The organism is Castellaniella sp. WN (assembly GCF_054457555.1).
Map to the genome: position 1 here is coordinate 2,227,834 of NZ_JBTKZC010000001.1, position 17,960 is coordinate 2,245,793.

The window sequence follows — 17,960 nt, forward strand, 5'->3', positions numbered from 1 at the left end:
CGTGCCCTGTTCCACCATGACCTTTTCCCCCGACTGCCCGCTCTGCATCCCCGACCACGACACCCTGCTCTGGCAGGACGACAAGCTGCGGATCGTCCGCGTGGACGATCTCCGGCACCCCGGCTATCTGCGCGTCGTCTGGCAGCGCCACGTGGCGGAAATGACGGACATCGACCCCATGGACCGCCTGCATCTGATGCGCACCGTATTTCAGGTCGAACGCCTGCAGCGGATCTTGCTGCGGCCTGACAAGATCAACCTGGCCAGCCTCGGCAACCAGGTGCCCCATCTGCACTGGCACCTGATCCCCCGCTGGCGCGGCGACCCTTGCTTTCCGGACGCCATCTGGGCGCCGCCCCGGCACGACCCCGCCCGCGAGGCCGCCTGGCCGGATGCCTGCGCAACGCTGGCCCCGCAAGTCGAACGGCTGCACCGGATCCTGGCGGCCCACGGCCCCGCGGTGGACGTTCCAGGCTCCGAAGACGACGCCCAAGGCGCCTGAAACATCCGGCGCGCCCCAGGCGCCCGATACCACCTGGGCGCCTCCGACCCCCTACGCACACTCCTCCCATGTCCGCTTCCCCTTCCGAATCCGGCACACCGCCCGCCACCCTGGCGCGCAGCCTGAAGAACCGCCACATCCAGATGATCGCCCTGGGCGGCGCCATCGGCACCGGCCTGTTCTACGGCTCGGCCGCCTCCATCCGGCTGGTCGGCCCCGGCATCATCCTGTCCTACCTGATCGGCGGCCTGGCGATCTATCTGATCCTGCGCTTCCTGGGGGAAATGTCCACCCAGGAACCCGTCAGCGGCGCCTTCAGCCATTTCGCCTACCGCTACTGGGGCGGCTTCGCGGGCTTCCTGTCGGGCTGGAACTACTGGCTGTTGTACATCCTGGTCAGCATGGCCGAGCTCTCGGTGGTAGGCATCTACGTCAACTACTGGCTGCCCGATTTCCCGGCCTGGGCCAGCGCCCTGGCGGTGCTGCTGGCCGTCACGGCGCTGAACCTGCTGAACGTGCGCCTGTACGGCGAAAGCGAATTCTGGCTGGCCTTCATCAAGATCGCCGCCATCGTCGGCATGATCCTGCTGGGCGGCGTGCTGGTCGCGCGCGGCGCCGGCGGCGCGGGCCTGAGCAATCTCTGGGCCCATGGCGGCTTCCTGCCCAACGGCGCGCACGGCCTGCTGCTGTCCCTGGTGGTGGTGATGTTCTCCTTCGGCGGCACCGAACTGATCGGCATCACGGCGGGCGAGGCCGACGATCCCCGGCACAGCATCCCGCGCGCCGTGAACCAGGTGATCTGGCGCATCCTGATTTTCTACGTCGGCGCGCTGGCGGTACTGGTGACCCTGTACCCATGGAACGAGGTCGGCCTGAACGGCAGTCCCTTCGTGCTGATCTTTTCCCGCCTGGGCATCCCCGCCGCGCCGGACATCCTGAACCTGGTAGTGCTGAGCGCCGCGATCTCGGTCTACAACAGCGGCATGTACAGCAACGGACGCATGCTCCACAGCCTGGCCGAACAGGGCAACGCCCCGCGCATCTTCCTGCGCCTGAGCCGGCGCCAGGTGCCCTGGGTCGGCGTGCTGTTCTCGTCGGCCTGCACGCTGCTGATCGTGATCGTCAATTTCCTGGTGCCGGAAGGCGCCTTCATGCGGATCATGGCCGTGGCGACAGCGGCGGCCGCGATCACCTGGATGATGATCGTGCTGGTCCATCTGCGCTTTCGCAAGGCCCATGCACGCGACACGCTGCTGTTTCCCGCGCCCTTCCACCCGTGGACGAACTACCTGTGCGCGGCCTTCCTGGCGCTGCTGGTGGGACTGATGACGCAACTGGACGATACCCGGCCGGCGGTCTACGTGCTGCCGGTCTGGCTGGGCGTGCTGTACGCGGGCTACCGGCTGAAGCGGCCGGCCGCCTGAACGGCGCGGCGGGCCGCTACGCGGGCTTGCGCGACTGCGTGCCCAGGTAGGTGCCCATCAGCACCGCCGCGAGTCCCGCCAGGTGGTTCCAGCCCAGCCGCTCGCCGAGCAGGAGCGCGGCGAAGGCCGCGCCGAACACCGGCACCCAGTACAGGAACACGGCGGCGCGCGCCACGCCGATGCGGGCGATGGCGTTGTTCCAGATCAGGTTGACGAGGGCGGTCGAGACGGCCCCGGAGAACACGATCAGGAACCAGAGCCACGGACTGTCCGGCAGCGCGCCGCCGTATCCCGGGCCCCAGAGCCCGGCATGCGCGATCAGCATCAGCGTGCCCATCGCGTAGATGATCCCGCTGATCGACAGCGCGTCGAGCCGGCGCGCGATCCCCTGGATCAGGGCTCCGCCGCAGGAAAAACTGAGGACGCCGGCCACCACCAGCAGATCGCCGGCGCCCATCACGGCAAGCTGCGCGCCGCTGTGGCCGAGGATGATGACGGCGACGCCGCCGAAACCCAGCAGCACACCGAATAGGCGCAAAGGCCCCAGCCGTTCGCGGAAGGCGAGCGCGGCGAGCAGCGCCGACACCAGCGGGCCGAGCGCCATGATCAAGGCGCCGTTGGTGGCGCTGGTGCGCACCATGCCCTCGGTGAAGAGGATCTGATTCATGTAGACCATCAGGAAGGCGCAGGCGATCAGGCCGGTCCACTGGCGGCGGTCCAGACGGGCCAGGACCGGACGCCGGACGAACCAGATCGCGATGAGCGTCGTGCTGGCGACCAGCATGCGCAGCATCGCGATCGTGGTCGGATCGAGCGTGTTCGTCAACTGCTTGACGATCGTGACGTTCAAGCCCCAGATCGCCATGGAGCCGAGCAGGACCGCCTGGACGGCGAGCGCGCCCCGGACGTGGATCATCATGAGGTGCTTTCCTTGAGCGCGCGTGCCCGGAACCGCCGGGCCGCGACCAGGGACAGCATCAACAGTCCCGGGCCGGCGACGGCGAAGATCAACGTATCCGACAGATGATCGGCGATCCAGGCGGCCGCCAGCACACCCACCGACTGGCCGAGGAACAGCACGCAGGCGAACAGCGCCATGGCGGCGCCGCGTGTCGAGGGCGCCATCTGGGTGGCGTTGGTCTGCAGGGTGTTGTGCAGGCAATAGAAGCCGAAGCCCGACAGCGTGCCGGCCGCCGGAATCCAGACGAGGCTCGGCGCATGGGCAAAGGCCAGGAGCCCCAGGCATAGCGATGCGCCCCCCAGGCGGGCCAGGCCCGATTCGCCGATACGGCGCAGCAGCCGGCCGGCCACCCGAGAGTAGACGAACCCGCCGACCCCGTAGAACGCCGTGAGACCGCCGGCCATCGAAAGCGAGGCCGCATGATGGCGCTGCAGCAGGCTGGGCATGAAGGCCAGGGCGCCGAAGGCCAAGGCCCCTTCGAGAGCGGTGACGGCGAGCAGCCAGCGCGCCGCGGGCAACGCCAGGATGCCCAGCAGCGCGGGACGCCCCTGCCCGGCCGTCCGCGCCGGGAGCGCGTCGCCGCGCGCCGCGCGCAGCAGCAGGCCGCCCGCCACGAGGAACAGCCCCGCCAGCAGGGCGAACATGGGGCGCCAGCCGACCCACTCGGCGATCAGCCCGCTCAGCCACTGTCCGGCCAGCGTGCCCAGGACGCTGGCGCTCACCAGCCGCGCCAGGGCCACCTGGCGCTCGCCGTAGGCCACGTTGTCGCCCACCCAGGCCATGGCCATCGGGTAGATGCCCGCCGCGAAGGCGCCCGAGACGACGCGCGCCGCCACCAGCCAGTCCAGGGTCGGGGAGAAGAAAGCGATGCCGTTGCCGATCACGCAGGCCAGGGCGCACAGGGCGATAACCCGCAGTTTGCCATAACGGTCGCCCAGGGGACCGAAGCAGAGCTGGAACACACCGTAGGCCACCGCGAAGACGAAGATGACCCGGGACGCCTGGCCCACCGTGACCGAGAACTCGGCCGCCAGCGCGGGCAGCAGCGTGTCGCAGGCCCGCATCGAGGCAATGCTGGCGAAGCAGCAGGCGCCCAGAAGCCACGGCACGGCGGCCTGGGATCCGGAGCCCGCGCGGGGCGGGTCGGCCCGAGGATCGGTGGGGTCTTGCCGGTGGGATTCCAGAGGATGCTCCGTCATATCCTGTTGGCTGGGTTCACGCCCACGAACGGATGCGCGCGCATGTTCCGGATACGGCCGAGAAACCGCTTGCCGCGCCCCGGCCGCATCATCTTACCGCCGTAAAGGAAAAAGCGCCCCGAGGGCGCCTTTCCATGGCCGCGCAACCGGCCGGATCAGTGCGAACTGCGCTTCTGGCTGAACTTGCGCGCGGCGGCGGCCTGGGCCGCCAGCATGGCGAGTTCGGCTTCGACCACGGCGATGTCGGACTTTTCCTTGGTGTTGCGCAGGGCTTCCTCGGCGCGCTCGCGCGCGGCGACGGCCTTGGCCTCGTCCAGATCGGCCGCGCGGATGGCCGTGTCGGACAGCACCGTCACGGCGTGCGGCTGGACTTCCAGGATGCCGCCGGCCACGAAGATGTGTTCCTCGGTGCCGTCGTCACGCCGGATTTTCAGCGTGCCGGGACGCACGCGCGAGATCAGCGGAGTATGCCCCGGCAGGATGCCGAGGTCACCCGATTCGCCCGGCAGGGCGACGAAGGCCGCCTCGCCGGAAAAGATCGAGGCTTCCGCGCTGACCACTTCGATGTGCAGAGTCGCCATGTGCAATCCTTATTGGAGGGTCTTGGCCTTCTCGAAGGCCTCGTCGATGCCGCCCACCATGTAGAAGGCCTGCTCGGGCAGCGCGTCGCACTCGCCCTCGACGATCATCTTGAAGCCGCGCAGGGTCTCGGCCAGCGGCACGTACTTGCCGGGCGAGCCGGTGAAGACTTCGGCCACGTGGAAGGGCTGCGACAGGAAGCGCTGGATCTTGCGGGCGCGGGCCACGGCCTGCTTGTCTTCCGGCGACAGTTCGTCCATGCCCAGAATCGCGATGATGTCGCGCAGTTCCTTGTAGCGCTGCAGCGTCTGCTGCACGCCGCGGGCGATGTTGTAGTGCTCTTCGCCGACGATCTGCGGGTCGAGCTGGCGGCTGGTCGAGTCCAGCGGATCCACGGCCGGGTAGATCCCCAGGGCGGCGATGTCGCGCGACAGCACCACGGTGGAGTCCAGGTGGAGGAAGGTGGTGGCGGGCGACGGGTCGGTCAAGTCGTCGGCCGGCACGTACACGGCCTGGATGGACGTGATGGAGCCGGTCTTGGTGGACGTGATCCGTTCCTGCAGCTTGCCCATTTCCTCGGCCAGCGTCGGCTGGTAGCCCACGGCGGACGGCATCCGGCCCAGCAGGGCGGACACTTCGGTACCGGCCAGGGTGTAGCGGTAGATGTTGTCCACGAAGAACAGCACGTCGCGGCCTTCATCGCGGAACTTTTCCGCCATCGTCAAGCCGGACAGGGCCACGCGCAGACGGTTGCCCGGGGGTTCGTTCATCTGGCCGAAGACCATGGCGACCTTGGATTCCGCCAGGTTGTCGAGCTTGATGACGCCCGCGTCGGACATTTCATGGTAGAAGTCGTTGCCTTCGCGGGTACGCTCACCCACGCCGGCGAACACCGAAAGACCGCTGTGGGCCTTGGCGATGTTGTTGATCAGTTCCAGCATGTTCACGGTCTTGCCCACGCCGGCGCCGCCGAACAGGCCGACCTTGCCGCCCTTGGCGAAGGGGCACACCAGGTCGATCACCTTGATGCCGGTTTCGAGCAGTTCGACCGAAGGCGACAGTTCGTCGAACTTCGGGGCGGCCTGGTGGATGGCGCGCTTCTCATCGGACTGGATGTCGCCGCGCTCGTCGATGGGACGGCCCAGCACGTCCATGATGCGGCCCAGGGTGCCGGTGCCCACGGGCACGGAGATCGGCGCGCCGGTGCCGGCCACGGACATGCCGCGGCGCAGGCCGTCGGACGAGCCCATGGCAATGGTGCGCACCACACCGTCGCCCAGTTGCTGCTGGACCTCGAACGTCAGGCCCTGTTCCGCGAATGCGGAGGACTCGTCGGTCAAGGTGAGCGCGTCGTAGATGTTGGGGATGCCGTCGCGGGGGAACTGAATGTCCACCACGGCGCCGATGCACTGAACGATGGTACCGTTGCTCATGTTTAGTCCTATAAGTATCTCTGGGTTGCCGGTGCTTGCGTCGATCAGACCGCGGCGGCGCCGCCCACGATTTCCGAAATTTCCTTGGTGATGGCCGCCTGGCGGGTCTTGTTGTAGACCAGCTGGAGGTCGCCGATGACTTTCTTGGCGTTGTCCGACGCGGCCTTCATGGCGACCATCCGGGCGGACTGCTCGCTGGCCATGTTTTCCGCCACGGCCTGGTAGACCAGACCCTCGACGTAGCGCAGCAGCAGCTCGTCGATCACGGTCTGGGAGTCCGGCTCGTACAGGTAGTCCCAGCCGTACTGGCTCTTCAGGGCGTCCTCGTCCTGGGAACCCGTCTGGAAGGGATCTTCCAGGCCCGAGGGCAGCGGCAGCAGGCGGATGAAGCTGGGATCCTGCTTCATGGTGTTCACGAAGCGGCTGGTCGCCAGATAGACCGCGTCCACCTTGCCATCGACGAAGTCGTCGAGCTGGACCTTGATGGCGCCGATCAGGCGTTCCAGGTTGGGCGCGTCGCCCAGCTGGACTTCCGAGGACACCACATTGACACCGACGCGGTTCAGCAGACCCAGGCCCTTGGAACCCAGGGCCGTGGCCTGGACGCGCACGCCCTGCTGCTCGAATTCCTTGATCCGCGCGAGCACCAGGCGCGAGATGTTGGTATTCAGGCCGCCGCACAGACCTTTGTCGGTGGTGACCAGCACGACGCCCACGGACGACAGCTTCTGGCGTTCCACCATGTAGGGGTGGGTGTAATCCGGGTTCGCCTGCATCAGGTGGGCCGCGATGGCGCGCACCTTGGTGGCGTAGGGGCGGCCCGTCCGCATCCGGTCCTGCGCCTTGCGCATCTTGGACGCGGCGACCATTTCCATCGCCTTGGTGATCTTGCGCGTGTTTTGCACGCTCTTGATCTTGGTTCGAATTTCCTTGATTCCGGCCATTCCACTATCCTGTCAGGGCTGTCCGGGACGCGCGCCGCGCGCCCCGGGCGCTACTTAAAACGTGCCGTGCTTCTTGAATTCCTGGATGGCGGCGCCCAGGGCGGCGTCGTCTTCCTTGGAGAGTTCCTTCACGTCTTCGATGCGCTGGATCAGGGCTTCGTGCTTGGCCTTCAGGTAGTCCTTCAGGGCCTTTTCGAAGGCCAGCACCTGGCCGACTTCGAGGTCGTCCAGATAGCCGTTGTTCACGGCGTACAGGGCCACCGCCAGTTCCCAGACCTGCTGCGGCTGGTACTGAGGCTGCTTGAGCAGTTCGACCACGCGCTTGCCGCGTTCCAGCTGGCGGCGGGTGGCGTCGTCCAGGTCGGAGGCGAACTGCGCGAAGGCGGCCAGCTCGCGGTACTGGGCCAGGTCGGTCCGGATGCCGCCGGAGAGCTTCTTGACGATCTTGGTCTGGGCCGAGCCGCCCACGCGCGACACCGAGATACCGGCGTTGATGGCGGGCCGGATGCCGGCGTTGAACAGGTCGGTTTCCAGGAAGATCTGGCCGTCGGTGATGGAAATCACGTTGGTCGGCACGAAGGCGGACACGTCGCCGGCCTGCGTCTCGATGATCGGCAGCGCGGTCAACGAGCCGGTCTTGCCCTTGACGGCGCCGTTGGTGAATTTTTCCACGTACTCGGGGTTCACGCGGGCGGCGCGTTCCAGCAGGCGGGAGTGCAGGTAGAACACGTCGCCGGGGTAGGCCTCGCGTCCGGGCGGGCGGCGCAGCAGCAGGGACACCTGGCGATAGGCCCAGGCCTGCTTGGTCAGGTCGTCGTACACGATCAGGGCGTCTTCGCCGCGGTCGCGGAAGTATTCGCCCATGGTGCAGCCCGAGTAGGCGGCCAGGTACTGCATGGCGGCGGAGTCGGACGCGGCGGCGGCCACGACGATGGTGTATTCCATGGCGCCGTGTTCTTCGAGCTTGCGCACCACGTTGTTGATGGTGGAAGCCTTCTGGCCGATGGCGACGTACACGCAGGTGACGCCCTTGCCCTTCTGGTTGATGATGGTGTCGACGGCCACGGCGGTCTTGCCGGTCTGGCGGTCGCCGATGATCAGCTCGCGCTGGCCGCGGCCGACGGGCACCATGGAGTCGATGGCCTTCTGGCCGGTCTGCAGCGGCTGCGACACGGACTGGCGGGCGATCACGCCGGGCGCGACCTTTTCGATCACGTCGGTTTCCTTGGCGTTGATCGGACCCTTGCCGTCGATCGGGTTGCCCAGCGCGTCGACCACGCGGCCGCACAGCTCGGGGCCGACCGGCACGGAAAGGATCTTGCCGGTGGTCTTGACGGCATCGCCTTCGGAGATGCCGACATAGTCGCCCAGCACCACGGCGCCCACGGAATCACGTTCCAGGTTCAAGGCCAGGCCGAACTTGTTGTTGGGGAATTCGAGCATTTCGCCCTGCATCACGTCGGACAGGCCGTGGATGCGGGTGATGCCGTCGGTGACGGACACGACCGTGCCCTGCGTGCGGACATCGGTGGATGCGCCCAGGCCTTCGATGCGGCTCTTCAGCAGTTCGCTGATCTCGGACGGGTTAAGTTGCATGGTAAGACTCCTGGAATCCTGTTGGTTGGCCCGCCATCACGCGGCCAGCGTATCGCGCAGACCGGCCAGCCGGGCCTGCACGGAAGTGTCGAGCACGTGATCGCCGACGGCGACGCGCACCCCGCCGATCAGTTCCGGGTCGACCGTCACCTGGGACTTGAGCTTGAGGCCGAACTTGCGTTCCAGCCCCTGCAGCAGGCCGGCCACCTGGGCGTCGTTCAGCGGGTAGGCGCTGGTGATGCGCGCCAGGGCGGTGCCCTCGAGCCTGTTGCGCAGCAGCTCGAATTGTTCGGCGACCTGGGGCAGCGCCTGGACGCGGCCGTTCTCGACCACCAGGGCGACGAGGTTGGCCGCCTGCGCGGGAAGTTCCTGGGGCACCAGACCCGTCAGCAGCGTGGTGCGCTGCGCATCGGACAGGCGCGGATCGGCCATGGCCTCGAGCACGTCGGGCATGCCGGACACCTGGGCCAGCAGCGACATCACGCCGGACCAGTATTCGAGCCCGCGCGCGTCGCCGCGCACGGATTCGAACAGGGCCTCGGCGTAGGGCCGCGCGATAGTAGACAGTTCAGCCATGACTCGCCCTGGTTCAGAGTTGCGCCTGGAGCTGGTCGAGCAGCTCGGCGTGCGCCTTGACATCGACCTCGCGACGCAGGATCTGTTCAGCGCCCTTCACGGCCAGCACGGCCACTTCGGCGCGCAGGGTTTCACGCGCGCGCTGGACTTCCTGGGCGGCGTCCTGACGGGCCTGGGCGACGATCCGGGCCTTTTCGGCTTCAGCCTCGCGGCGGGCCTGGTCGATCAGCGCGGAGGCCTGCTTTTCGGCTTCGGCCAGACGCGCATGGTTTTCCGTCTTGGAGGCGGCCTCCATCAGACTGACGCGAGCCTGGGCCTGGGCCAGGTCGGCCTTGCCCTTCTCGGCGGCGGCCAGACCGTCGGCGATTTTCTGGCGACGATCATCCATTGCCTTCGTCAGGGGCGGCCAGATGAATTTCATCGTAAACCAACCCAGAACGAAAAACACGATCATCTGGAAAAAGAGAGTCGCGTTTAAATTCACGGTCGTTTTCCTAATTTACCCGTTCGTGCCTTGCGGCGATTCCGCAAGGCACCTAATCGGCCGTCCACGGCCCGCAGGCCGCCGACGAACCCCTGGCCCGCAAAAGCGCAGGCCTACGCCGTCATCAGCCCACGAAGGGGTTGGCGAACGCGAACAGCATGGCCAGACCCACACCGATCAGGAAGGCCGCGTCGATCAGGCCGACCAGCAGGAACATCTTGGTCTGCAGGGTGTTCATCAGTTCGGGCTGGCGCGCGGAGGCTTCGAGGTATTTGCCACCCATCATGCCGATACCGATGCAAGCGCCGATGGCGCCCAGACCGATGATCAGACCGCAAGCGAGAGCAACGAACGCAACGTTGGTCATAACAACTCCTTGGTAAGTAAACGTTGTTTAGTCAAAAAATCAAAAACCAGAAATCAGGGCAAGCCCCGCGAGCCCGCCCGGGAGGCCCGGGCGAATTTTTAGTGGCCTTCGTGCGCCTGCCCGATATACACCAGGGTCAGCATCATGAAGATGAACGCCTGCAGCAGCACGATCAGAATGTGGAAGATCGCCCATGCCGAACCGGCGAGCACGTGTCCGAACGCAAGGCTGATACTGGAAGCATTCGCCCCCGTCCAGGCACCACCCAGCAAGGCGATCAGCATGAACAGCAGTTCGCCCGCATACATATTGCCGAACAGCCGCATGCCCAGCGACACGCACTTGGCCGCATATTCGATGAGGTTCAGCAGGAAATTGAAGGGCGCCAGGATCAGCGCCGCGACGCCGTGCGCGTGGAAGGGCGCGGTGAAGAGTTCCTTGACGAAGCCGCCCGGATGCTTGATCTTGATGCCGTAGTACAGCATCAGCACCAGCACGCCCAGGGACATGCCGATGGGGACGTTCAGGTCGGCGGTCGGCAGGATGCGGTGGTAGTACAGCGGGTCGGCGTGATGAGCGCCCAGGCCGGTGATGCGGAAGATCCAGCCGGCCAGATCGACCGGGATCAGGTCGAGCGTGTTCATCAGCGTGATCCAGAGGAACACGGTCAGGGCCAGCGGCGCGGCGAACTTGCGCGTGGTCTCGTTGGGGATGATGCCCTTGGCTTCCTCGTGGACCATGCCCACGAGCATTTCGATGGCCATCTGGAAGCGGCCCGGCACGTCGGTGGTGGCCCGGCTGGCGGCTCGCCAGAGGAAGAAGATGACGATGGCGCCCATCAGGATCGACCAGAACAGCGAGTCGTAGTTGACGACATCGAAGTTGGCGATGATGTCCTGCTTGTGCCCGAGGTTGTTCAGGTGGACCAGGTGGTGCTGGATGTATTCGGACTGAGGCGTCGTTACAGCGTCGGTCATCGGAAACCCTTTTTCGTATTCAAATCATGGCAGGCGGCGCAAGGCCAGCAACACCACGTACCCCTTCATGACGCCCAGCAGGCCCAGCAGGAAGGCCGGCCAGTTCAGCCAGCCGCCCCACCGCCACGCCACCAGGACCACCACCCCCGCCACCGTCAGCAGCTTGAGGAATTCGCCCCAGAAAAAGGCGAGCGATCCCGGGCGTTTCGGCCCGAAGTACCCCAGCAGCAGCCGCAAGGCGAACAGCGCGTTGGGTACGAAATAGGCCCCCGCCCCGATCAGGGCGGAAACCCCGGCGTCCTTCCCCGCAATCCCCCAGGCGCCCAGCACCACCAGCATTCCCGTGAATGCCTGCGCCGCCAGCGCCCGAAACAGGCCGACCCGCGAACGGCGGGCGATCAGCGCGCGTTCCGCATCGCCGAGCACCAGCATGCCGAGCGGACCGGACGACCCGCCATCCAACCCACAGCGCGGATCCGATGCGGACCGATCACCCATAAAGCCCGTCCACAGCCCGGCGCCCACGGCGCAAGGCGATACAGTCAAACCATTGAATTATAGCTTTTTTTGGTCTGGCGTTCAGCACGCCGCCCCAAAAGGCGCACCATTTTAACGCAGTTTGTATTCGCGTGCCCATCGCCCTCACGGACAAAGGGCTACGCCTTTTGGCCGAAAGGGAATGCCCTGCCACCAAAAAGCGTAGCCCTTCCGTCCTATAGGTCTCACGCAGGCGGGCTCTTAACATTTCTCCCACGGATCACAGTTCGATACGTTCAGAAAAAGACGTATCCCATCGGGGAGATCGCTGTGTTTTTCGACGAGTTCCGCCTCGCGTTGGTGATGATGTCGCTGCTGACCTCGCTGGTCGCGGCGCAGGAGCCTGAGCCGCCCAGGCGCAACCTCGACGAGGGTCGGATCAACAGCGACCCCCTGAAGGGCCTGATCATCAATCGCACCGTCACCGTGATGGGATGGGACTTCTACAGCAACTTCACGCAAGTGTGGCAAGCGCTGTACCCGGATTCGCGGGACACGATGACGGTCATTGAACGCCCGACCGCGCAATTCGGCAGCGAGATCTGGATCAGCTACCTGGATCAGACCGTTTTCCACACATTCCTGTCCCCGGCCCGTTCGCGGGCAAAGGATCAGAGCCGGGAAGTCGTCCAGGCGGTCCGGGAGAACATCGACATCATCAATGCCCAAAGGCAGTTCATCCAGAACACCGATCTAGGGCCCGAGGAGATGTAAATGAGCCAGTCCACACGCACCCCCCGCATCAGGCCCCGCAAGCCCGCCGCGATCCTCCTGAGCGCATTGATCGCGCTGCCATGGGCATCGCTGCCCGCATCGGCGGAACAGCTGCTCTACACCCCGGTCAACCCCAGCTTCGGCGGTAACCCGCTGAACGGCCCCACCCTGTTGCAGAGCGCGCAGGCGCAGAAGCGATACCCCTACCCCATGGACGATCTCGGCCTGGACAACATCGGACAGATCCTGCAAACCGACAACGGCTTCCTGATCCAGAAAGGCGACAAGCTCTACTGGGTCGACCTGAATGGCAATTCACACCCCATCGATCTTGGCAATGCCGATGCCGGCAACGCCCCCATCAACTGATCCGGAACCGGAAAGGCCCGTCATGGACACCCTGAAGATGCCTGGAGCCCGCGCATTCACGTCGGTACGCGGTTCATGGATCGCTCCGGTACTGGCGCTGACCCTGTCCGCGTGCGCGATCCAGAAGCCCGCCAATGTTTCCAACGAAGCGCAGCTGACTCCTCCGACCCCATCGGCCACCGCATTGCTGCAGCTGCCCCCGCCACAGAAAAAGATCGTGGCCGCCGTCTACGGTTTCCGGGATGAAACCGGCCAATACAAGCCTTCCCCCAGCAGCGCGTTCTCCACGGCGGTGACCCAGGGCGCGGCATCGATGCTGATGAAGGCCCTGAAGGACTCCGGCTGGTACATCCCCGTCGAACGCGAGGGCCTGCAATCCCTGCTGACCGAGCGCCGGGTGCTGCGGGCCGTGGACGAGGGCACGCAGCACGGCGGCGGAGTCCCGAACCTGCTGCCCGCCTCCATCATCCTGGAGGGCGGCGTGATCGCCTATGACACCAACACAAGAACCGGCGGCCTCGGCGCGAAGTTCCTGGGGATCGGCATGAGCACGCAGTACAGCGTCGATCAGGTCACGATCAGCCTGCGGGCCGTGGACGTCACGACAGGAGAAATCCTGAGCAGCGTCTCAACCACCAAAGCGATCTTCTCGTACGAGATCCATCCGAGCTACTTCCGCTTCGTCAATTACTACGACCTGCTGGAGATCGAAGGAGGCTACACCCACAACGAGCCCGCCCAGCTGGCCGTGAAAGAAGCCATCGATGCCGCCGTCATGCACCTGACAGTGCAGGGGATCAAGAACAACCTGTGGCGCCTGAAGAATCCGGCGGACTGGAACAGCACGCTGATTCAGCGTTACCTGGCTGCCGAAAACAGCGAGGTGGTGACGGTGACGCCGCGCCAGGCGGTCGACACGGACACCGCGGCCACCCCGGCCCAAACCCAATAACCGCCTTGAACACGGCCTGGGGCCTGTTCACACGAATCAAGGAGTCGCGAAGCCATGAACACATCCTCTCTTTCCCGCTTCGGTCCACCTCTCGGTCGCCTCTGCTTGTGTCTGAGTCTCGCGGCCCTGCTGAGCGCCACTCCTCTGCCCGGCCACAGCGCCGACTCCGATCTTTCCACCCCCGGCGAACTGCCGCCCCTGGAGCTGGTCAACGCTGGCATCCGGGCGCACATCGCCCAGCGAGGCGGCCTGAACACCGGCGAAATCACCCAGAAAGGCGCAGATTCCGCAGCATCCATCTTCCAGGACGGCATCCACAACCGAGCGGACACCTCGCAGTCCGGCGTGGGCAACACGGCCGTGATCCAGCAGGCCGGGGCCAACAACGACGCCCAGATCATCCAGGCTGGAATGGGGATCTGGGGCGAAATCCATCAGACCGGCGTATCCAACCGCGGCCGGCTGGAGCAGTACGCCAGCAACAGCTACGCGAACCTGAATCAGATCGGCAATTTCAATCAGCTGTCGGTGACGCTCACCACGCCGGGCCCGCTGGCGCCCATCACCCAGATCGGCAGCGGCCTGAGGCTTTCCGTGTACCGCTGACGCACTCGAACTCTTTCTTTCGACGACGCCCGGTTCCAAGACCGCCGGACAGCGTTTTTCTCTCACTGGTCTTGTCGACTCAAGGAGCTTCAACATGAAACACTCTCTTTGCGCACTGGCGTCCGGTCTTGCGTTGGCCTTCGCCGGCACGGCGGCATTCGCGGGCAGCACCGGCAATACCTACCAGAACGGCTTCAACAATGACGCCGAGATCACTCAGGCATACAACGGGAATGCCACCACGCTCATCACTCAGATCGAGGCGAGCAACGTGGCCAAGGCCAACCAGTCCAACAACTTCTTCGGCACAGCCCAGATCGACATCTATCAGAAGGGGTACAACAACTACGCCAACGCCAAACAGTCGGACAACGTGGGCGCCAGTTCCAAGGTCGTGCAAAAGGGCTGGAAGAACGTGGTCAACACAGACCAGAACCACAATGTGAACGCCCGATCGGATGTCTACCAGGAAGGCGTGAACAATTCGGCCGACGTCAAGCAGACCTGGACCGGCGATGCCAGCGCCAAGATCGTCCAGACAGGCTGGAAGAACGTCGCGAACTCCACCCAGGAGCACAGCCTGGATGCGACGACCGACATCTACCAAAGCGGCATCAACAACTCCGCCGACGTCAAGCAGAAATGGACCTACGATGCCGACGCGAAGATCGTCCAGGCCGGCTACAAGAACACCAGCACGGTGACGCAGCAGTTCGGGAGCAACCAGAAAGCCGATCTTTACCAGGACGGATGGGTCAACTCGGCGACTGTGATGCAGACGGGCTCCAACCTCTCCGCCACGGCGGTGCAGATCGGGTACGGCAACACCGCCACGTTCAATCAGACGGGCTGGTAAACACGCGGGCCTTTGCGCCAGGATCTCTGGCGGGACCTCCATGGCCCGCCAGAGATATTTCTCCCTCTTCCGGAGCATGGTCATGATGGCGGCGGATCTGAATCTCCAGGTATGGCTGGACAGCGGGACCGAAGCGCGGGCCGGCATGATCGTGCCCTACGTCCAGAGCCCGGAACGCCGCATGATCGACTATCGGATCCAGGCCATCAAGCAAGGGCCTTCGGGCACCTCGCGGATCGTGCAGAGCGGTTCCATCGACCTTCCGGCCGACCAGCCAACCGCGCTGACGCAATTTTCCATGTCGCTCGGGGTCCGCGATCAGTGCCGGATCGAGCTCCTCATCTTCTCTCAGGGCGTCCGGGCGGGCACCTATCGCTTCGCCTGCCCCCGTTCTCATTGACATCTCCATGCCATGAGACCCGCAATGAACGACGCCCTGCGCTCCGTCGCATTTACCTTTTGTACGCTCCTGGCACTTCCTGCCACCGGCGAGGAAGCGGCGGCCTCCGATTACCAGGCTCGCATCCGCGAAGCCCGCACGGGGCACTATGCCCCGGCGCTGCACATGCTGAAGCTCCGGCTGGACCGGAACCCCGAGGACAGCCGGACCGTAGCCGACTACCTGGTGATCGCCGGATGGGCCGGTGATCGCGCCGCCGTCCTGCGGGCATACGAACAAGCCGGATCGCCCGCGACGCTTCCCGCCCCCGCCCTGGATGCGGTGGCGCGCGCATACCGGGACGCGCGGCAGTGGCCAATGGCCATCCGTCTGTTCAGCCAGGGAGAGCGCCGATTTCCCGGGCAGGCGATGTTCGCCTACGGGCATGTCATGACCTTGGCGGATGCGGGACACCCGCACGATGCGATCGAACGCGGCAAGACCCTCGTGACGCGCCGTCCCGGCGACCCGGATGCGCATCTCGCACTGGCTTACGCATATGGCCGTAACGCGGAACCGTATGCGGCCCTGGCACACGCATCCCAGGCTTACTCGCAGGCCCCGGACCGTCCTTACGTCGTGCGCGCCTACGTGCTGGCCCAGCAGGATGCGCGACTGCCGCAAAGCGCACTCCAACTGGCCACCGCGCATCCGGGCCTGCTGAGCCCGTCGCAGACTCGATCCCTGCAGGCCGACGTCGCCGCCCAGTTGACCCGGGCGGCGTCGGCCGACGCCCGGGGCGAAGCCGACCGGCACGTTCTGGCAGACCGTGCGCTGGCCCAGTATGACCGGCTGATCCCGCAATGGCGCGCACTGGGTCCGGAGGCCCGCGACGACGTGCGGCGCGCCGAGGCGGATCGCCTGCAGGCCCTGCGCGCGCGAGGCCGCATGCGGGAACTCGCGGCCAGCTACGAATCCATGCGGGCGGAAGGTGCGCCCGTTCCGGATTACGCGCTGGGCGATGCGGCGAACGCCTACCTGGCCCTGCGTCAGCCGGAGGCCGCGGCCCCCTTGTTCCAGCGATCCCTGGCCTCCGACGCCGCGAGCCAGGAGTCGGCGCAGATGGCCGACCGCATTGGCCTGTCCTACGCTCTGGCCGAATCGGGCCGGCACGACGAAGCCGGCGCCGGGCTGGACAAGACGCTGGCCGCGCTGCCGACCTGGGTCCGCTACAAGGGCAACCCCGTGCGCCGCCCGAATCCCGCGAAGCTGGATGCCGAGTTGGCGCGCGCTCTGGGCACGCTGTACCAGGACGACACGCCAAAGGCCCAGGCCGACCTGGACCGGATGGTCGGGGAGGCGCCCGGCAACACCAGCCTGCGCGTCGCGCGGGCCGAGGCCTGGCGTGCCCGGGATCTCCCGCGCCAGGCGGAGCTGGACCTGAAGATCGCCGAAACCCAGGCGCCCCGGTCCGTCGAGGTCGAAACCGGTCAGGCGGAAACCGCCCTCGCCCTGCAAGAATGGCATCAGGCTCAGTTGCTGCGCGACGACCTGGTGGCCCGTGTCCCGGAGAACCCTGCCGTGCGGCGGCTGGACCGGGAATGGACCGCGCACGAGAAAGCCGAATGGCGGACGACCGCCAGCCGGGGCGCGGCCACCGGCAGCCCGGTGCTGGGCAGCCGCGATGCGAGCATCGACTCCGTACTGTATTCGCCGCCCATCGGCGAGAACTGGCGCGTGTTCGCCGGCACGGGCTATTCCGAAGGCCGGTTCGACGAAGGAGACGGACATTACACCTGGGCCCGCGCCGGCCTCGAATGGCGCGGCCGGGACCTGACGGTCCAGGCCGAGGCCTCCGGAAACCGCTACGGCCACGGCACCCGGGCCGGGGCGGCGTTCTCGGCCTTCGTGGACCTGGACGACCATTGGCAGGCGGGCGCCGGCGCCGCCCTGCTGTCGCGCGACACGCCGCTGCGTGCTCTGAAGCACGACATCAGGGCCAATACGCTGAACGCCACCCTCCGCTGGCGCGGCGATGAACGCCGGGAATGGATCCTGACCCTGACGCCCTCCTTCTTTTCCGACGGCAACCGCCGTCTGGAAGCCGGCTTGTCCGGCCGCCAGCGCCTGTACACCGCTCCCCGGGTCCGGATCGACGCGCTGCTGGACCTGTCCGCCTCCCGCAACACGTCCGACGACGCGCCGTACTTCAACCCCAGGTCGGACCTGACGATCCTGCCGGCCCTGCGGATGACGCACACCCTGTACCAGCGCGACGAAGCCCGCTGGGAACAGCAATTCCTGCTCGCCGCCGGCGCCTATGCGCAGCAGGGGCACGGCACGGGCGGCCTCTACACCCTCGGCTACGGCCAGCGCTACCACTATGGCCGCGCGTTCGAGATCGGCTTCCTGGCCTCGGACACCTCGCGGCCCTACGATGGCCGGCGCGAGCGCAGCTTCAACTTCCTCGTCGACATGACGGTCCGGTTCTGACTCGGGAGCGCG

Annotated in this window: 20 protein-coding genes; 9 read left to right on the plus strand and 11 right to left on the minus strand. The window is 66.1% G+C overall.

Annotation, left to right across the window (positions count from 1 at the left end; translation table 11 throughout):
• The first annotated feature begins 16 nt into the window (after positions 1 to 16).
• Together ACTPOE_RS10420 and ACTPOE_RS10425 are read left to right on the plus strand one after the other, a co-directional pair.
• The gene (locus tag ACTPOE_RS10420; protein ID WP_458872124.1) at positions 17 to 502 is read left to right on the plus strand and encodes an HIT family protein; all 486 of its coding nucleotides are present in this window, start codon (positions 17 to 19) and stop codon (positions 500 to 502) included.
• Between the two features lie 68 nt (positions 503 to 570).
• Positions 571 to 1,926 carry an amino acid permease gene (locus ACTPOE_RS10425; RefSeq protein ID WP_458872125.1) on the plus strand — a complete coding sequence of 452 codons (1,356 nt, stop codon included), beginning with the start codon at positions 571 to 573 and terminating at the stop codon, positions 1,924 to 1,926.
• A gap of 16 nt (positions 1,927 to 1,942) precedes the next feature.
• Here the strand turns inward: ACTPOE_RS10425 and ACTPOE_RS10430 are convergent, their stop codons facing one another.
• The 11 genes from ACTPOE_RS10430 to ACTPOE_RS10480 form a co-directional block, all read right to left on the minus strand.
• On the minus strand, positions 1,943 to 2,845 hold the full coding sequence (locus ACTPOE_RS10430) for a DMT family transporter (protein WP_458872126.1): 903 nt from the start codon (positions 2,843 to 2,845) through the stop codon (positions 1,943 to 1,945).
• Positions 2,842 to 4,086: an MFS transporter gene (locus ACTPOE_RS10435; protein ID WP_458872127.1), complete on the minus strand. Its 1,245-nt coding sequence runs from the start codon at positions 4,084 to 4,086 to the stop codon at positions 2,842 to 2,844. The genes ACTPOE_RS10430 and ACTPOE_RS10435 overlap by 4 nt, the downstream gene beginning before the upstream one ends.
• A gap of 155 nt (positions 4,087 to 4,241) precedes the next feature.
• The gene (locus tag ACTPOE_RS10440) at positions 4,242 to 4,667 is read right to left on the minus strand and encodes a F0F1 ATP synthase subunit epsilon (RefSeq protein ID WP_323026627.1); all 426 of its coding nucleotides are present in this window, start codon (positions 4,665 to 4,667) and stop codon (positions 4,242 to 4,244) included.
• Positions 4,668 to 4,676: 9 nt separating this feature from the next.
• Positions 4,677 to 6,098 carry a F0F1 ATP synthase subunit beta gene (gene atpD, locus ACTPOE_RS10445; protein WP_458872128.1) on the minus strand — a complete coding sequence of 474 codons (1,422 nt, stop codon included), beginning with the start codon at positions 6,096 to 6,098 and terminating at the stop codon, positions 4,677 to 4,679.
• Between the two features lie 44 nt (positions 6,099 to 6,142).
• Positions 6,143 to 7,042: a F0F1 ATP synthase subunit gamma gene (gene atpG, locus ACTPOE_RS10450; RefSeq protein ID WP_458872129.1), complete on the minus strand. Its 900-nt coding sequence runs from the start codon at positions 7,040 to 7,042 to the stop codon at positions 6,143 to 6,145.
• Between the two features lie 54 nt (positions 7,043 to 7,096).
• A complete protein-coding gene (gene atpA / locus ACTPOE_RS10455; protein WP_458872130.1) occupies positions 7,097 to 8,638 on the minus strand; it encodes a F0F1 ATP synthase subunit alpha in 1,542 nt (513 codons plus the stop codon).
• A gap of 36 nt (positions 8,639 to 8,674) precedes the next feature.
• On the minus strand, positions 8,675 to 9,214 hold the full coding sequence (locus tag ACTPOE_RS10460; RefSeq protein ID WP_458872131.1) for a F0F1 ATP synthase subunit delta: 540 nt from the start codon (positions 9,212 to 9,214) through the stop codon (positions 8,675 to 8,677).
• A gap of 13 nt (positions 9,215 to 9,227) precedes the next feature.
• The gene (locus ACTPOE_RS10465; protein ID WP_458872132.1) at positions 9,228 to 9,698 is read right to left on the minus strand and encodes a F0F1 ATP synthase subunit B; all 471 of its coding nucleotides are present in this window, start codon (positions 9,696 to 9,698) and stop codon (positions 9,228 to 9,230) included.
• Between the two features lie 124 nt (positions 9,699 to 9,822).
• Positions 9,823 to 10,065 (minus strand): F0F1 ATP synthase subunit C, encoded by a 243-nt coding sequence (atpE, locus tag ACTPOE_RS10470; protein ID WP_043684944.1) that lies wholly within the window; start codon positions 10,063 to 10,065, stop codon positions 9,823 to 9,825.
• Between the two features lie 98 nt (positions 10,066 to 10,163).
• The gene (gene atpB, locus ACTPOE_RS10475) at positions 10,164 to 11,042 is read right to left on the minus strand and encodes a F0F1 ATP synthase subunit A (RefSeq protein WP_458872133.1); all 879 of its coding nucleotides are present in this window, start codon (positions 11,040 to 11,042) and stop codon (positions 10,164 to 10,166) included.
• Positions 11,043 to 11,066: 24 nt separating this feature from the next.
• Positions 11,067 to 11,540, minus strand: a complete 474-nt coding sequence (locus tag ACTPOE_RS10480) for an ATP synthase subunit I (protein ID WP_458872134.1) — start codon at positions 11,538 to 11,540, stop codon at positions 11,067 to 11,069.
• Between the two features lie 309 nt (positions 11,541 to 11,849).
• Between ACTPOE_RS10480 and ACTPOE_RS10485 the strand changes: the two genes are divergently transcribed.
• The 7 genes from ACTPOE_RS10485 to pgaA all read left to right on the plus strand — a co-directional run bounded on the left by ACTPOE_RS10485 (position 11,850) and on the right by pgaA (position 17,948).
• Positions 11,850 to 12,293, plus strand: a complete 444-nt coding sequence (locus ACTPOE_RS10485; protein WP_458872135.1) for a CsgE family curli-type amyloid fiber assembly protein — start codon at positions 11,850 to 11,852, stop codon at positions 12,291 to 12,293.
• A complete protein-coding gene (locus tag ACTPOE_RS10490; protein ID WP_458872136.1) occupies positions 12,294 to 12,662 on the plus strand; it encodes a curli assembly protein CsgF in 369 nt (122 codons plus the stop codon).
• Between the two features lie 22 nt (positions 12,663 to 12,684).
• Positions 12,685 to 13,614: a CsgG/HfaB family protein gene (locus ACTPOE_RS10495; protein WP_458872137.1), complete on the plus strand. Its 930-nt coding sequence runs from the start codon at positions 12,685 to 12,687 to the stop codon at positions 13,612 to 13,614.
• Between the two features lie 54 nt (positions 13,615 to 13,668).
• A complete protein-coding gene (locus ACTPOE_RS10500) occupies positions 13,669 to 14,220 on the plus strand; it encodes a hypothetical protein (RefSeq protein ID WP_458872138.1) in 552 nt (183 codons plus the stop codon).
• A gap of 94 nt (positions 14,221 to 14,314) precedes the next feature.
• A complete protein-coding gene (locus ACTPOE_RS10505; RefSeq protein ID WP_458872139.1) occupies positions 14,315 to 15,076 on the plus strand; it encodes a hypothetical protein in 762 nt (253 codons plus the stop codon).
• An 82-nt stretch (positions 15,077 to 15,158) separates the two neighbouring features.
• Complete coding sequence (csgH, locus tag ACTPOE_RS10510; RefSeq protein ID WP_458872140.1) at positions 15,159 to 15,476, plus strand: curli-like amyloid fiber formation chaperone CsgH; 318 nt, start codon at positions 15,159 to 15,161, stop codon at positions 15,474 to 15,476.
• 24 nt (positions 15,477 to 15,500) lie between these two features.
• Positions 15,501 to 17,948 carry a poly-beta-1,6 N-acetyl-D-glucosamine export porin PgaA gene (gene pgaA / locus ACTPOE_RS10515; protein ID WP_458872141.1) on the plus strand — a complete coding sequence of 816 codons (2,448 nt, stop codon included), beginning with the start codon at positions 15,501 to 15,503 and terminating at the stop codon, positions 17,946 to 17,948.
• The last annotated feature ends 12 nt before the right edge of the window (positions 17,949 to 17,960 follow it).

Excerpts from the sequence above, each read along its gene's own strand:
- ACTPOE_RS10500 (WP_458872138.1), top strand. The coding sequence starts at position 13,669 with ATGAACACATCCTCTCTTTCCCGCTTCGGTCCACCTCTCGGTCGCCTC.
- ACTPOE_RS10425 (WP_458872125.1), top strand. The coding sequence starts at position 571 with ATGTCCGCTTCCCCTTCCGAATCCGGCACACCGCCCGCCACCCTGGCG.
- ACTPOE_RS10440 (WP_323026627.1), bottom strand. The coding sequence starts at position 4,667 with ATGGCGACTCTGCACATCGAAGTGGTCAGCGCGGAAGCCTCGATCTTT.
- ACTPOE_RS10505 (WP_458872139.1), top strand. The coding sequence starts at position 14,315 with ATGAAACACTCTCTTTGCGCACTGGCGTCCGGTCTTGCGTTGGCCTTC.
- ACTPOE_RS10430 (WP_458872126.1), bottom strand. The coding sequence starts at position 2,845 with ATGATGATCCACGTCCGGGGCGCGCTCGCCGTCCAGGCGGTCCTGCTC.
- pgaA (WP_458872141.1), top strand. The coding sequence starts at position 15,501 with ATGAACGACGCCCTGCGCTCCGTCGCATTTACCTTTTGTACGCTCCTG.
- atpD (WP_458872128.1), bottom strand. The coding sequence starts at position 6,098 with ATGAGCAACGGTACCATCGTTCAGTGCATCGGCGCCGTGGTGGACATT.
- ACTPOE_RS10495 (WP_458872137.1), top strand. The coding sequence starts at position 12,685 with ATGGACACCCTGAAGATGCCTGGAGCCCGCGCATTCACGTCGGTACGC.
- atpE (WP_043684944.1), bottom strand. The coding sequence starts at position 10,065 with ATGACCAACGTTGCGTTCGTTGCTCTCGCTTGCGGTCTGATCATCGGT.
- atpG (WP_458872129.1), bottom strand. The coding sequence starts at position 7,042 with ATGGCCGGAATCAAGGAAATTCGAACCAAGATCAAGAGCGTGCAAAAC.
- ACTPOE_RS10435 (WP_458872127.1), bottom strand. The coding sequence starts at position 4,086 with ATGACGGAGCATCCTCTGGAATCCCACCGGCAAGACCCCACCGATCCT.
- csgH (WP_458872140.1), top strand. The coding sequence starts at position 15,159 with ATGATGGCGGCGGATCTGAATCTCCAGGTATGGCTGGACAGCGGGACC.
- ACTPOE_RS10420 (WP_458872124.1), top strand. The coding sequence starts at position 17 with ATGACCTTTTCCCCCGACTGCCCGCTCTGCATCCCCGACCACGACACC.
- ACTPOE_RS10460 (WP_458872131.1), bottom strand. The coding sequence starts at position 9,214 with ATGGCTGAACTGTCTACTATCGCGCGGCCCTACGCCGAGGCCCTGTTC.
- atpA (WP_458872130.1), bottom strand. The coding sequence starts at position 8,638 with ATGCAACTTAACCCGTCCGAGATCAGCGAACTGCTGAAGAGCCGCATC.
- atpB (WP_458872133.1), bottom strand. The coding sequence starts at position 11,042 with ATGACCGACGCTGTAACGACGCCTCAGTCCGAATACATCCAGCACCAC.
- ACTPOE_RS10490 (WP_458872136.1), top strand. The coding sequence starts at position 12,294 with ATGAGCCAGTCCACACGCACCCCCCGCATCAGGCCCCGCAAGCCCGCC.
- ACTPOE_RS10480 (WP_458872134.1), bottom strand. The coding sequence starts at position 11,540 with ATGGGTGATCGGTCCGCATCGGATCCGCGCTGTGGGTTGGATGGCGGG.